The 14,701-nt window shown below is 38.1% G+C and carries 9 protein-coding genes and 6 tRNA genes; 1 reads left to right on the forward strand and 14 read right to left on the reverse strand.

Annotation, left to right across the window (positions count from 1 at the left end):
* Window positions 1-280 precede the first annotated feature (280 nt).
* The 6 genes from D172_RS11655 to D172_RS11680 form a co-directional block, all read right to left on the reverse strand.
* The gene (locus D172_RS11655) at window positions 281-1,213 is read right to left on the reverse strand and encodes a sugar kinase (protein ID WP_007378591.1); all 933 of its coding nucleotides are present in this window, start codon (window positions 1,211-1,213) and stop codon (window positions 281-283) included.
* A gap of 74 nt (window positions 1,214-1,287) precedes the next feature.
* Window positions 1,288-2,589 (reverse strand): MFS transporter, encoded by a 1,302-nt coding sequence (locus tag D172_RS11660; protein ID WP_007378592.1) that lies wholly within the window; start codon window positions 2,587-2,589, stop codon window positions 1,288-1,290.
* Between the two features lie 2 nt (window positions 2,590-2,591).
* Window positions 2,592-2,936, reverse strand: a complete 345-nt coding sequence (locus tag D172_RS11665; RefSeq protein WP_002962963.1) for a cupin domain-containing protein — start codon at window positions 2,934-2,936, stop codon at window positions 2,592-2,594.
* Between the two features lie 5 nt (window positions 2,937-2,941).
* The gene (locus D172_RS11670; protein ID WP_007378593.1) at window positions 2,942-5,158 is read right to left on the reverse strand and encodes a heparinase II/III domain-containing protein; all 2,217 of its coding nucleotides are present in this window, start codon (window positions 5,156-5,158) and stop codon (window positions 2,942-2,944) included.
* A gap of 5 nt (window positions 5,159-5,163) precedes the next feature.
* Window positions 5,164-7,422 carry a polysaccharide lyase 6 family protein gene (locus D172_RS11675; protein ID WP_007378594.1) on the reverse strand — a complete coding sequence of 753 codons (2,259 nt, stop codon included), beginning with the start codon at window positions 7,420-7,422 and terminating at the stop codon, window positions 5,164-5,166.
* Window positions 7,423-7,570: 148 nt separating this feature from the next.
* A complete protein-coding gene (locus D172_RS11680) occupies window positions 7,571-8,449 on the reverse strand; it encodes an NAD(P)-dependent oxidoreductase (RefSeq protein ID WP_002962960.1) in 879 nt (292 codons plus the stop codon).
* Window positions 8,450-9,123: 674 nt separating this feature from the next.
* Here D172_RS11680 and gloA point away from each other — a divergent pair.
* Window positions 9,124-9,510 carry a lactoylglutathione lyase gene (gloA, locus tag D172_RS11685; RefSeq protein WP_007378595.1) on the forward strand — a complete coding sequence of 129 codons (387 nt, stop codon included), beginning with the start codon at window positions 9,124-9,126 and terminating at the stop codon, window positions 9,508-9,510.
* 292 nt (window positions 9,511-9,802) lie between these two features.
* Here the strand turns inward: gloA and D172_RS11690 are convergent, their stop codons facing one another.
* The 8 genes from D172_RS11690 to D172_RS11725 all read right to left on the reverse strand — a co-directional run bounded on the left by D172_RS11690 (window position 9,803) and on the right by D172_RS11725 (window position 14,646).
* Window positions 9,803-10,069 (reverse strand): DksA/TraR family C4-type zinc finger protein, encoded by a 267-nt coding sequence (locus tag D172_RS11690; RefSeq protein WP_007378596.1) that lies wholly within the window; start codon window positions 10,067-10,069, stop codon window positions 9,803-9,805.
* 249 nt (window positions 10,070-10,318) lie between these two features.
* On the reverse strand, window positions 10,319-13,186 hold the full coding sequence (locus tag D172_RS11695) for a M16 family metallopeptidase (protein ID WP_007378597.1): 2,868 nt from the start codon (window positions 13,184-13,186) through the stop codon (window positions 10,319-10,321).
* Window positions 13,187-13,558: 372 nt separating this feature from the next.
* Window positions 13,559-13,634 (reverse strand) — tRNA-Glu (locus D172_RS11700).
* Between the two features lie 182 nt (window positions 13,635-13,816).
* Window positions 13,817-13,892 (reverse strand) — tRNA-Glu (locus D172_RS11705).
* A gap of 180 nt (window positions 13,893-14,072) precedes the next feature.
* Window positions 14,073-14,148, reverse strand: a tRNA-Glu gene (locus D172_RS11710).
* 90 nt (window positions 14,149-14,238) lie between these two features.
* Window positions 14,239-14,314, reverse strand: a tRNA-Glu gene (locus D172_RS11715).
* Window positions 14,315-14,404: 90 nt separating this feature from the next.
* Window positions 14,405-14,480 (reverse strand) — tRNA-Glu (locus D172_RS11720).
* Window positions 14,481-14,570: 90 nt separating this feature from the next.
* Window positions 14,571-14,646 (reverse strand) — tRNA-Glu (locus D172_RS11725).
* Window positions 14,647-14,701 lie beyond the last annotated feature (55 nt).

Raw genomic sequence — 14,701 nt, forward strand, 5'->3', positions numbered from 1 at the left:
CGCGTAAATTCGCCTTGTTTTCACTGACAATCTCTAGCTAGAGAAAATAATTTTAAATATCACCATGATTCAATATGTTAGTAAATCTCTTAACCAGAGTTCAGGTTAATTATTTTGTTATACCAATTGCATTAAATTAATGAGCTATTATAGCGACAAGAAAATAGCTCAATAACAAGGCTAAAATTATGATACATAGTTGCTCTATATAAATAATTTTTAACGTAGTTAGTGAGTTATTTAATACGCTAAGGTGATCATGTTTTTAATAAAATTGGTATCAGCTCCCAGCTTCAGCCATTGCTAGCTGAAATATATCTTTTGGAGCAATTGCGCCTGGCTGTTGTATAACAGCACCTGCTGCTTTTGCAGCAAGTTGTACAGCACTTGAAATTGATTTATCAGTTAAACGAGCACCTAAATAAACACCGTTAAAGGCATCGCCAGCGGATGTAGTATCTACAACATTTGTTACCGGTATTATGGTGTGGCTTTGAAGCGTATCGCCCTCTTTTGTCACTACCGATTCAGGGCCATTTTTAACAACAATTTCTTCAATTTGATAAGGTTTTAAATATTCAACAACCGCTTCTACGCTATGTACGTCATAAAGTGCTGTTAAATCTTCAACCCCTGGTAGGGTGATATCTGCAAGCGTAAAAGCTAAATGATATTGCTCTTTAGTTTCCTCTACACTATTCCACAAACGCGCTCTGTAATTAGGATCAAAAACTATTTTAACCCCAGCATCTTTAAGCTGCTTTACAACTTTCCAAAAGTGCTTACGTGCACTTTCTTCAATTATTGCTAATGAAATTCCTGAAAAGAAAAACATATCACCTTGGCTAAGCTGCTCGAGTGCATCAGCATCTAAAAAATCAACAACCTTTTTAGCTGCAGAATCATTACGCCAATAAATAAAGCTACGCTCACCATGCTCATCGGTTTCTATGTAGTACATACCTGGTACTTTGGTGTCGTGAGCAAATACAAGTTGTGTATTTATTTTTTCACTTTCAAAGCGTTCTAGCATTTTTTTACTTAAATTATCTTGACCTAAAGCCGTAACAACCGAAGTAGTAACCTGCGGGAAGCAACGTTTTAAATACACTGCAGAATTATAAACATCGCCTGCAAATGATTGGTGTAGTGTGCCTGCGCTCATAGCTCTAAGCTCGACCATGCATTCACCGATAAAGTAAATATTTTTCATCTTGGAAGTTACCCTATGTAGTTAACTGCTATGCGCTTATACAGAATATGTTGGCATAGCAGTTATTATCTAGATTATTGAGGCTTTTTAAGAGGTTCTATTTTTGGAATTAAAATCCAAACAGCTGCCATTGCTATAATGGCTAAAGAAGCACCAATAACAAATGCTGGCGTGTAGTTACCATCAGCAGTAAGAATAGGCACAAGCGATGTAAGGCCTACAGCACCAAGTTTTGCCGCCATACCAGAAAAACCTGATAATGTACCTACCGCTTTTTTGCCTAACAAATCACTTGGTAGTGTTTGCACATTACCAATTGCAGTTTGAAAACCAAATAAAATAACAGCCATAATAAGCACCGCTGTCGTTGGTCCGCCAGGATTGGCCATCGCAAGTAACGCTGGTAGCATAATTAAACAACCTAGCGTAATAGTTAACTTACGTGTTTTATCTGTATTCCAACCGGCTTTAAGCCTGTTTTGAGCCAATAAGCCACCAAACCAAGCACCAAACATAGCGCCAACATAAGGTACCCAACCGTATATACCAATAGATTTAACATCCATGCCGTATACTTCGTTTAGGTAAATAGGGATCCAAAAAACAAATAACCACCAAATTGGGTCAATTGCGGCAGAGGCAATGATTACACCCCAGCTTTGCTTACGAGAAAGTAACTCAGCAGTTGAAGGATTATATTCTTCTTCGCCTGTTACATCGCCATTATCATCAACACGTCTTTGACCTGTTAAAATGTATTCACGTTCTTCAGCTGTAAGCCAAGGATGAGAGCTAGGCGGCGCTTTAACTAAAATTAACCAAGGCACTAACCAAAGAAAACCTAATACGCCCACAAAAACAAACACCATTTGCCAGCTAAAGTAGATAGTTAAATAGGCAATTAAAGGAATAGCAATAATACCGCCAATTGCGGCGCCAGAGTTGAAGATACCCTGTGCTAAAGCACGTTCTTTAGTAGGGAACCATTCTGCGTTACCTTTAGCTGCACCTGGCCAATTACCGGCTTCTGCTACACCTAAGATTGCGCGAAAAATACTAAGACTAAGTACACCTTGTGCAAATGCATGCGCAACGGTTGCAATAGACCAAACACCTATTGACAGTACAAAACCAAAGCGTGTGCCTACCCAGTCAAATATTTTACCAAATATGGCTTGACCAAATGCATAAGCAAATACAAACACAATTGAAATATTAGCGTATATTTGTTTGCGTTCTAGCGCTGATTCATCAGGAAATAAATCTTCAACAATGTCCGGCCAAAGCACACTAAGTGCTTGGCGGTCTATATAGTTAATAATGGTAGCTAGCGCAATTAGCGCTATAACCCACCAACGTAAGCCTTTAAGTTGCATAATTAATCCTCAAGAAAGTCTTCACGCGCTGGGCTAAAAGTATCAATCAGGATTCCGCCTGTTGGACAGGTAGCTCCATGATCAGCAAATGGTGGGATTAAGCAGCTATCACCCGGTTTTAAGATTTTAGTTACGCCATCAATGTTAAAGTGAAACTCACCTTCAACAACATACGTTACTTGAGAATGTCTGTGAGCATGGTTATAACCAATAGCCCCTTTCTCAAACCAAATTTTAACAGCCATTAGCTCTTCGTTATAACCTAGCATTTGACGTTTTAGACCATTTCCTAAGTCTTCTATTTCGGTCTCGTTACCAAATGAAAAGTTTGCGCTTTGCTTTTGCATCCTATTTACTCCTGATTATTGTTCATCATATAAACGCCTAATCGGCCATTTAAAGTGAACTCTTTATTTTGATAATTGAATGTGTTTTTAGCTGATGTTGGTGCTTTATTAATTGCCACTAAATATGAGTTGCCTTTAATATCAAGTTCAACAAGTGTCAAATCGCCCTGCTGACTATATTCAAGCTTTGTAACTCGACTAACAGCTTCTAGGGTATATTCTTTACTTGGGTTGTACTCACCATGTGGCTCTAATACAGATATAAACTTATGTTGCTTTTGACCCTCAATACGACGAACAAAACCGTTTTCGTTGCGTAAATTAAAGTGAGGGTCATTTGCGCCTATTTGAGTAAACAAGAAAGACTCATCACCTTTAACCAAACTCGTTTGCGTATAAAAGCGACCATTTTCGTTTAGCCACGTTACTTTAGCTAAACCACTTTGAGGTTGCGCTTGAGCTTTAAGCCATAAATGTTGGTAGCCATTTTTAGTACCTAGCGCAGACAGCTGTGTTGCATTTGCTTTTAACTCAAAGCTGGTATCGATAAGCTGACCTTTATAATGCAAAGGCAGGTCAAGTTGATGCGCTTTATTTGCAGCAACATCAAATATATCAAGTGCAACTGTGCTTTGTAGTTCAGGTAAGTTAATAAGTGCAAGCGTACGCTCAAGATCAACGCCGTTATAAGCTGTGCTTATTTCGCCGCTTGAAATCGTGCCGTATTCATTTGTTTCGAAAAAGTTAAGTGTAGGGTAATTACTATTTCCTACTTCAACATTTGCATTAAAATGCGTTGTTTCGTCAACCACTACCGTATTGTGCGCAACAGTGTGTTTAGCGTAAGTTTCGTTTTCAGGTAAATAACGACCGCCGTATTTAGCTTCTACATTTAAAAAACGTGCTGCGCCATAATCAGATACAATTTCATTACCGTGGTCGTAAAATTGCCATGTTAGTTTGTCAAAATGACCGTGACCTAAGCCTTGTGCGGCAGGTTTAAATAGCAGTACTTGATCGCCACCTACCTGCGTTCTCATTACAACTAGAGCACCTTGTTTACCGTCATTACCATCGCCGAAGGCAACAGATTTAAACGAATAAGGTTTTGCCATGTTGTTATCAAGTGCTTGAGCTACTTTTAGTCCATCACCAGAGAGAATTATTTGGTCTTGTTGTTTAGCAATATCTAAATAACCCGCATCGTTGGTTAAGCCATAGGCTGCCGTTACACCATTAACTAACTCAATGGTATCGATACCTTTACTTTTTATTGCATCGTTAATTGGGAAAAACAAACCGTTGTAGCTAAGTTGAATCGTCGTATCAATCGCTTTTAATAATATGCCATCGCGATATTCAAATATTTTTCGTTGTGGTTCGTTGTTTTCAATCGCTTTAGCAAACGTTACAAAGGGTAATAGTGCAAAGCGCTGATAGTAAGGACCTTCGTTATAGTAACCTTGTGGTGAAAACAGCATCTCTAGCTGCTTAATAAAGCCACCCTTACCCGACTTTTCTAAATCGTATAATGATTTTTCTACCCACTCAGGTTCGCCTAATACATACCCTGCCATGCCAACACCCGCTGTTGCCCATGTTCCATGGTTATGTACTTTATTAAATGTAGAAGGTTGGCCTACAGATGTGAACAACGAAACAGGACGGAGTAAGTCATTCTCGATTGTTTTAATATTATCGGCATTTAACGAGTCATGAATTAGATCATAAGCTTGTATTGTGTACACAAGCCACATTGCTTCATTTAGGCTTTGCCAAAAAAACTTGCCTGGGTTTTGCGAGTCCATTTTACGTTTTGGATGCAGACCAAGCGTTGGGTATAATTTTGCATACTCAAGCAACATATCACGTACATAGTTTGCGTATTTATCATCTTGGCTTAATTGATAAATAATGCCCGCGTTATACATAAGTTGGTAATTTTTTTTGTGGCGCTCATGTGTATAACCACCACCACCGTCTTTTGGAACGGGTACAGTTATAGGCTGTGCAATTTGTTCATCAACTTGCGCTTTTAGCGATTCAAACGCAGTAGCAAACTTTGTGCTACCGTTGCTACTAATTGCTTGGCGCATTTGCTTAACATCATCAGTAGTAATTACTAAGTTTGGGTGCGCTGCATGCGCCCCCAATGATGTTAGTAATGTAAGTGCAGCTACAGCGGCTATTTTAAAACCTGTTTGGCATTTTAATAAGTACATAGTATTTACCCTGCCTTATTTAAAATGTTGTTGTTTTTTAATACTGCCGTGTGTGGGCCTTTAACTCTTAGTTCTTTAACACTTGGTGCTTTAGTTGCATCAAATGTATTGTCTGAGATTTCAGTTTTAGGCTCGCCTACTGTGTGCTCTACAACAATAGGAGCAGATTTAACAAATTTATTATCTTTGATATTAGTAACCTGAACACCGTGAACATAAATGCTCGCTTGCTCTTTGTTACGCTTACCAAGGCCGACGTTATTAAGCGTGTTATTTGTCATTTCAAAATGGGGGCCAAATGTACTTTCATCAGAACCACCACGGTAAAGCTTAACTATGCCGCCTTTTACATCATTAAATGTATTATTATTGACAATAACGTATTCGGCGTTATAAACACCTAAGTCTTCAATTTCAGTATTTAAACGTAAAATATCGCCAGTTACTGCATTAAAGGTATTATCTGTAACAATAATTTCGTCAGCCATTGCGCCTTTACCAGTGATAAAGAAATGGAATGAATGATTAATATCTAAAGCATTTAACTGTGAGTTGGTCATTACAAAGCGGTAATTATCAACCATACCCCATTTTTGCGTACGAACAATGCTGTTACCTATTGCATCTGGCGCGTTTTCACCTGAAATTGATAAACCATCTAGTTTTAAGCTGCCGCCATCATGTATTTCAAACAAGGTAGAGCGTTGAAAAGTAAGTTTAGACTTTGCGCTCTGCTTCGCTTTAATTGTCAGCGTTTTATCAATTTTAACCAGTTTAGAAACATCATACTGGCCAGGCGCTAGTTCTAGAACATCGCCAGACTCTGCATTATCAATAGCGTCTAGTAATGCACTTACATCAGCTTTAACAAAATGTGTCTTACCAGAATCAAAATCAACTAAAGCAGGTACTTTTGCATACCAGCTAACACCGGTATCTTCTTTTTTAAGTACTTTTAAATCGCGCTTTGCACCTACATTTAAACTTTTAGATGTTGGGTAAAGTAGACCATTACTTGCTTTTTCAAGCGTGATTTTTTCTTTTTTTACACCGTAAGTTAGATCAGAAAGCACTTTTGTATCTGCAATGTTGTTACTTAGTACCAGCCCGCTTACATCGTCGAATGTGGTAAATGGCTGTTCACCATCTTGATTTATGATTAAGTTGTTTTTCATTACGCTATTTTTAGGGGTTGCGCTACGCTCAGCATCGCTACCTGCAGCAAGTTGAATATGACGCACATTTATAAATGTGTTGTTTTCAATCGTCGCATTTTCTACTTGGTGATAACGATTAATAGATGAATTTGGTACGCCGTTCATCACAGTAAAACCACTGCCAAAACGATAGCCTGTTAGGCCTTGTAGGTAGTTGTTTCTTACAATTTGATCTTTATTGATAACGCGGATACCACCTGTGTGATCAACACCATTACCAATAAAAATATTTTCTTCTATAAGATTACCATTACCATGGCGCAGCGTTAATGTACCGCGCGCTTCATAAAATACGTTATTACGAAGGATGTTTTTGCCTGATTTAACCGAAACAATTTCTACTTCACCATTGGTACGTTCAAAGTAATTATTTTCAACCAATGTATGCGAATCAGTTAGTGAGTAGTGGCTGGTGCCAATACGCAGGGTTTCACCACCGTTCGAACCAAAAGTAGGACGGTAGCCAAAATAGTTGTTGTCTATGTGGTGATAGTTTTCCTGGCTTGCTTTAGTGTTTAAACGAACAGCAACTGTCACACCTTTATTTCGTTTGCCAACTAAATGACTATGATCAAAGCGGTTATGCTGTCCATATAAGGCAACCCAATAATCAGACTCTCGTTTGTCTGGATTACTGTAATTATCGATTACTGTTTGAGTAACTCGTGAATTGTAGGCTAATTCATTTTTATTTTTACGAAATTCTATTACAGCTGAGCTCGGTGTGTAGCCGTCTTTAAATACTAAACCTGAGGCTTCAAGGTATTTACCTGCAAGTCTTAGGTTAGATTGACCTGATAGAATTACTTTTCCGTTAGTTTCAGCGGTTAATATAATAGGAGAGTTTTTTGTACCTTGGCCTTCAAGTAGGATTTCGAAGTCAGACCAAGTACCATTTTTAAGTACTACTTTGTCGCCAGCAACTAGATTGGCTGCGATATCATTAAAAGCTTGTTTACTTTCTATAAAATAATCTTTGGCCGCTATTTGTGTGGATATGCAACCGATGAGAACTAGACTAAGCTTTATTGTATTAATCAAACGCATAGTTAACTCTTTTTCGTTGTGACTGAAAGTAATGCTTCATCAGAATTTAAAAAAGCTGACATTGCACAAAGACTTTAGTCAATTGGTGTCATGTGTGTTAAAGCGCCTTAAGTTAAAAACTTAAAGCGCTCAATAAGGTCGAGAAGTATTACTTTTCTAACTTTTTGAAGTAATCAAAAATTTCAGGAACGTTACCTTGCCCCATACCAGCGTCAAACGCTGCTTGTAGGTTAGCTGATGAACCTTCAGCGATTTTTGATTCAGTACCTAGGTCTTCTACCATTTGTAAGAAGTAGCCTAAATCTTTGTTTGCATTAGCAATCGAGAAACCAAGGTCGCTAACATTATCAACTGCATAGTTTTTACAAAATTGCATAAACGGTGAGTTAGATGGACCAGTCGACATGATGTCGAAAAGTTGTTGACGGTCAACACCAGCAAGCTCTGCCACTGCAAATGCTTGTGACATAGCACAAACTGTCGTCATGCCCATAAAGTTGTTGATTAGCTTAGTTGTATGACCTGCACCTAGCTCGCCAAGATGGAAAACGTTTTCACCTTGATCTTCCAGTACTGGTTTAACTTTATTGAATGTATCAATATCACCTGCAGCCATAATGTTTAAAAGACCGTCTTTAGCATGTGCTGGTGTACGACCTAGTGGCGCGTCGATCATGCCTGCGCCTTTAGCGGCTAAATCAGCACCAATTTTTTTCGTAGATGATGGGATAGAAGTACCAAAATCAACTAATACTGCACCTTCTTTAATGCCCGCTAGGATACCGTCTTCTGCGTAAACGATTTTTTCTACAACGGCAGACGTTGTAAGACAAAACATAACAATATCAGAACCTTCAGCTAGCTCTTTTGCAGTGCTTGCTGTTTTTGCACCTCGAGCAACACATGCTGCAACCGCATCTTTACTAAGGTCCATAACAATTAGCTCATAGCCTTTGTTTTGTAAATTTTCGGCCATATTGCCGCCCATAAGGCCTAGACCAATGAAACCAATAACAGGTTTTGACATGAATAACTCCTAGATATGATGGCGCAAACTTTTATGAGTATGAGTAATGATTTACCCCATAAAATAGGTACGCTCTGTCTTTATTTTAATTCAGTAGAGTAACCCTTAGTAAGCTAATGAAATAAACCATCTATGTTCTGCAATTTTGCTATATAAAATAACTCTACCTATAAATAAGTTGTCTTATTTGGCTGAAACATTACTGGTTATATATTAACTACGACTAAGTATTACTCTGATAATTTACCAACATATTTAACCCCCTGAAAACAGAGGTTACCAATTGGTATGCAAAAACTTTATTACCATACAGTAATTTTGTCAACCAATAAGTTAACTTTGTAAAACATGTCAATTTACAATGCATTAAACCAAAAACAACTAAGTTACTTAATAACAACAACTTGGTTAATAAAAACCATATTTCAAGCAATAATTTCCAATAAATATTTAAATGTTTTCATAACCATTCACAGGTTGACCAATAATCAAACTTTCACTGTTAAACTTGTTATATTAGACAAAAATAAAGTAAATCAATAAATAAATGTTGTAACAGGATTAGCTCAACCGATTTTATTTGCCTAGCTTGCCTTCATCTATTGCAAAAGCGCATAAAGCTCATACACTGTGCAGTAAATAACAGCTTAATAAATGAAACTAAGGTAGTAAAAATGCGCTTATTACATACTATGCTGCGTGTAGCCGATTTGAATAAATCAATTGCTTTTTATACTGAAATACTAGGTATGAAGGAATTACGCAGAGCCGATAACAGTGAATACAGATACACGCTTGCTTTTGTTGGATATGGCGATGAAGTAGATAACACAGTGTTAGAACTAACTTATAACTGGGACGAAGATAGCTACGACCTTGGTAATGGATATGGCCATATTGCTATTGAGTTTGATGATATTTACAAAGCATGTGCTGATATTAAAGCTGCCGGTGGCAATGTAAGCCGTGAACCTGGGCCTGTAAAAGGTGGTACTACTGAAATTGCTTTTGTAAAAGACCCTGATGGTTATGCAATTGAGTTAATTCAGAAAAAAATATGAGTGAATCTTAAATTACCTACCAACTAATTCAAGTTATAACAATTTGCTTAATGCTAGTCTGCTTATATATGGGGTCTATTTAACGTTAAGAAAATTACGCTAGAACTAGGCAAAAATTTTTGTATCTAGTTGTTCTAAATGAAAATTTTTAACGACGTTATAGTGCAATTTAATTCGTTAAATTGTTCAAAGATTCATGCTGGTTGGTATAACTATGGAGGGATTTAATTTTATAAATTTCAAATACTTATTTAGATTGGTATTAAATAAAAAGGTGCTTTTCAGCACCTTTTTAACGCAACTGACTATCTTTACTGCCACGTCTATTAAACGATTTAGCGCTAGCACCATTACCTTCTATTGCAGCTTGGCATGCAACACAATAACGCACTCCAGGTAACGCGAGCCTTCGCGCTTGTGGGATTTTCTCATCACACTCATCACATAGCTCTGCACTTGCGCCAGATATTAAATTGCTTCTTGCAAACTGCACGGCGTCGTTAACACTTGCATCAATTTGATCTTGAATTGCACCGTCTCGTGCCCATCCACTTGCCATAAATCCTCCTAATAAAGTTGGATGTTTAAATTTATGCTACCAAATTGAATCTTTATAAGTACTGAATAAACAAGCTAGAAATGTGATGCCCTTTGAAGGTTTAAGCTAAGAAGTTATATTTCGTAGCAGGAGAAAAGACGCTGTAGTTGTTCCTCATTATCTATTTTTCAAAAAATTCAACACTCTAAAATCAGGCAAAAAAAAGCAGCTAAAAAAGCTGCTTTGTAATTCTAATTATTTATTTAAATATTAAAGGCTGTAATCAACAACCTTCATGCCTAATTTTTCAAGCTCTGGGCGAAGTGTTTTAGCATCACCCACTACTAAATAAATCATATCTTTAGTGTTTAAGTGTTTTTTAGCTAAGGCGTTAACTTCTTCTTTGCTAATATTGCTAACAATCTCATTTCTTTCTTTTACAAAGCTAGGTTTTAAATCGAACTCTAATATTTGTGCTAAAAAGCCAAGTTTTGCATTAGGCGTTTCGTATTTAAGCGCATCTTTTTGATTGATCGCTTTACGCATAAACATAAGCTCTTCGTCAGTGACACCGTTTTGAGCATAGTTATTAAGCTCATTAGTAAACTCTGTAATAGACGCTGCAGTTGAGTCGGCTCTCACCGCTGCAGAAGCGGTAAAGCCACCTGATGTTTTATCACCCCAAAAACGAGAGCGAGCACCGTAAGTGTAGCCTTTATCTTCTCGTAAATTTAGATTGATACGGCTGTTAAACGTGCCACCAAATGCAAAGTTCATTAAGTTAGCTTTAAAAAACTCACCTGTAATGTCTTCAACCATATCGCGTTTACCAATACGAATTTCTGATTGAGGGGCATCTGGTTTATCTACAAGATAAATGACATTAGTTTCGACTTTAGGTTCGCTGAAATCAACGGTAATTGGGCTCGATTTACCTTGCCAGCTTGCAAGTGTAGCTTTAACCTTTGGCTCAATTGTTGACTCTTTTAAATCAGAAACAATAATGACTTGCGCGCCCTCTGGTTTAAAGTTTGCGTTATAAAAAGCTTTAACGTCATCTAATGTAATAGCCTCAATACTATTAAGCGTTCCAGTACTTGGAAGTGCAGCTATATTGTCGCCATATAGTAATTTGCTGTATGTATTAGATGCTAAATACCCTGCATCCTTCATTGAATGTTGAATATTTTGAATAATTTGCTTTTTATTACGCTCAAAGTCATCGGCATTAAATGCTGGTTTAAATAACTTCTCTTCAACAAGCTTTAGCGTTGCATCTACATTTTTGGTTAAGCTAGAAACATACACATTTGTATGTGTTTTATCTGAGTAGATACTTACCTGGCTACCTAGTTTTTCAAGCGCGTTACTCATTTTCTCTGTAGTGTAGTTTTGCGTTGACTCGCTCATTAACGATGCAGTCATTGACGATAAACCCACTTTACTCGCTTGCTCATTATACAAGCCACCCGGAACTTTAATGAAAATAGCGGTGGTTGGCGTTTCTGTACTTTGCGTACCTAATATTTTAATACCGTTTTCGGTCTTAGTTTGCCAAAGAGAAGGAACATCAACAGCAGGATTTGCGCCGGCTACAGGGTGAACACTTCGATCAAATGTATCAACAGCTCTTCGTGCCACTAAATCATCAGCTGAAGTTGTAGATGGACCTCCAAAATCATGCGCTTTAGGAGTAAAGTTGTCTGGGGCAGCTATAAGTTGAGTTTGACCTTCTGGCACAACACTCATAATAACGGCAGATTTACCTTTAATATATTGATTAAAAACACGCATAACATCTGCTTTTGTAACTTTGTTATAACGTGCAATCTCATCTTTAGCTGAGTTAGGGTTACCTGTAAACGTTTCAGATGCGGCTAGTTGAGAGACTTTTCCTGATACGCTTTGCAGACCAAAAATTGCACCTGACTCTATTTTAGCTTTTACTTTATCTAAATCATCTTGTGTAACACCACGCTCTTCAAATTCAACAAATGAATCACGAATGATTTTTTCCATATCAGCTAACGTTTTTCCTGCTGTAGGATTAGGTAAAGCATAAAAATTAATTGAACATGCAAGCTCTTGGCATGGATGACTCACTCCTGCTTGAACTGCAAGCTGGTTTTTAACTAGGTTTTTGTATAGTAGTGAATTATTACCACCACCTAATATTTCTGCAAGTATATCAAGAGGCGCTTCATCTTCAGAGCGAGCATAAGTCGTTGGGAAGCTAATACTTAATAAAGGTAAATGTACCTTATCTTCCATTGAAATATATCTATCAGCATTTAGTGTTACCGCTGTTTTTTCAACTTTAGGTATTTCAGGGCCTTTTGGGATTGGCGCAAAGTATTTAGTAACTAATGGCAGTATTTCATTAGCGTTGATGTCACCGCCAATGGTAAGCGTTGCATTATTAGGACCATACCACTTTAAAAAAAATGCTTTTAAGTCATTCACGTTTACGCGATTTAAATCATCCATGAAACCAAGTACAGGCCATGAATATGGATGACCATCTGGGTACATTGCTTGAGCAATACGCTCACCTAAGCGACCATAGGGACGATTATCAACACGTTGGCCGCGTTCATTTTTTACTGTTTCGCGTTGTACTTCAAATTTTTCTTGGGTTACAGTATCGAGTAAAAAGCCCATTCGATCAGCTTCTAGCCACAACATCTTTTCTAATTGATTTACAGGTACTGTTTCAAAATAATTTGTTCTATCTGAGTTAGTAGTACCATCTAAAGTACCGCCTGCTTCAGAGATTATTTTGAAATGCTCTTCATCAGCAACGTTTTCTGAGCCTTGAAACATCATATGCTCAAAAAAGTGAGCAAAGCCTGATTTACCCAACTCTTCACGAGCAGAACCAACATGATACGTTACATCTACATGCACTAATGGATCTGAATGATCCTCATGCACAATTACAGTTAAACCGTTATCTAGTTTGTATTTTTTATACGGTATGTTGATTTCACCTGCATTAGATTTCACTGATTCAATAAGTGTAACGCCAGGAATTGATGTTTCTGTAACAATGTTTTTATCAACAGCTTGAGTTGAGCTATTACATGCAGTTAACCCTGATGCAAGTAAAACAGCGAGTGCGATTTTTGTGAGTTTCATTTTTTAGTCCATATTTAAATTAACTCAATGAGTTTAAAGACTAATTAAAAGTACAACAAGGAATATGGAGCGATTATTGGTTTGGTTCTGTAACAGAGTGTAAATAGATTTATATAAAAATGAAGCTTGAAATGAGGGTATAAATTTGGGGTTTTATTCTAATAACACTGCACTTCCCTATCTAAGTAGTAAATGACATAGCTAAGAGATTGATGCTCTTAATAACATCGTGCATATAGAGTGTTATGTAACACTGCTTTATACAATACTTAAAATAAGTAAGAGGAACCCCCAAGAGATTCGTACTCTTGATAACGTCGTGCATATAGAGTGCGGTGTCACACTGCTTTACACGATACTTAAAATAGTAAGTGGCGTCCCCAAGGGGATTCGAACCCCTGTTACCGCCGTGAAAGGGCGGTGTCCTAGGCCTCTAGACGATGGGGACACATAAATGTGTCACTAGGACAACTGAATTTTTAGACTCGTTTCAGGCGAGCTTTCTTAATAACACTACACTTTCCTATTAAAAATAAGCAAGTTGCGCCCCCAAGAGATTAGTACTCTTGATAACGTCGTGAATAGAGAGTGCGGTGTCACACTGCTTTATACAATACTTAAATAAGTAAGTGGCGTCCCCAAGGGGATTCGAACCCCTGTTACCGCCGTGAAAGGGCGGTGTCCTAGGCCTCTAGACGATGGGGACACATAAATGTGTCACTAGGACAACTGAATTTTTAGACTCGTTTCAGGCGAGCTTTCTTAATAACACTTCACCCACTATAAAAATAAGTAAGTGGCGTCCCCAAGAGATTAGTACTCTTGATAACGTCGTGCATAGAGAGTGCGGTGTCACACTGCTTTAAACAATACTTAAAATAGTAAGTGGCGTCCCCAAGGGGATTCGAACCCCTGTTACCGCCGTGAAAGGGCGGTGTCCTAGGCCTCTAGACGATGGGGACACATAAATGTGTCACTAGGACAACTGAATTTTTAGACTCGTTTCAGGCGAGCTTTTTTAATAGCACTTCACCCACTATAAAAATAGTAAGTGGCGTCCCCAAGGGGATTCGAACCCCTGTTACCGCCGTGAAAGGGCGGTGTCCTAGGCCTCTAGACGATGGGGACACATAAATGTGTCACTAGGATAACTGAATTTTTAGACTCGTTTCAGGCGAGCTTTCTTAATAACACTTCACCCACTATAAAAATAGTAAGTGGCGTCCCCAAGGGGATTCGAACCCCTGTTACCGCCGTGAAAGGGCGGTGTCCTAGGCCTCTAGACGATGGGGACACATAAATGTGTCACTAGGACAACTGAATTTTTAGACTCGTTTCAGGCGAGCTTTCTTGATAACACTTTACCCACTATAAAAATAGTAAGTGGCGTCCCCAAGGGGATTCGAACCCCTGTTACCGCCGTGAAAGGGCGGTGTCCTAGGCCTCTAGACGATGGGGACACATAAATGTGTCACTAGGACAGTTGATAAGTTTAACTCACATCATGAGCTTTAA

This window comes from Pseudoalteromonas sp. Bsw20308, assembly GCF_000310105.2.
In the GTDB taxonomy this organism is placed as follows: Bacteria; Pseudomonadota; Gammaproteobacteria; order Enterobacterales; family Alteromonadaceae; genus Pseudoalteromonas; species Pseudoalteromonas fuliginea.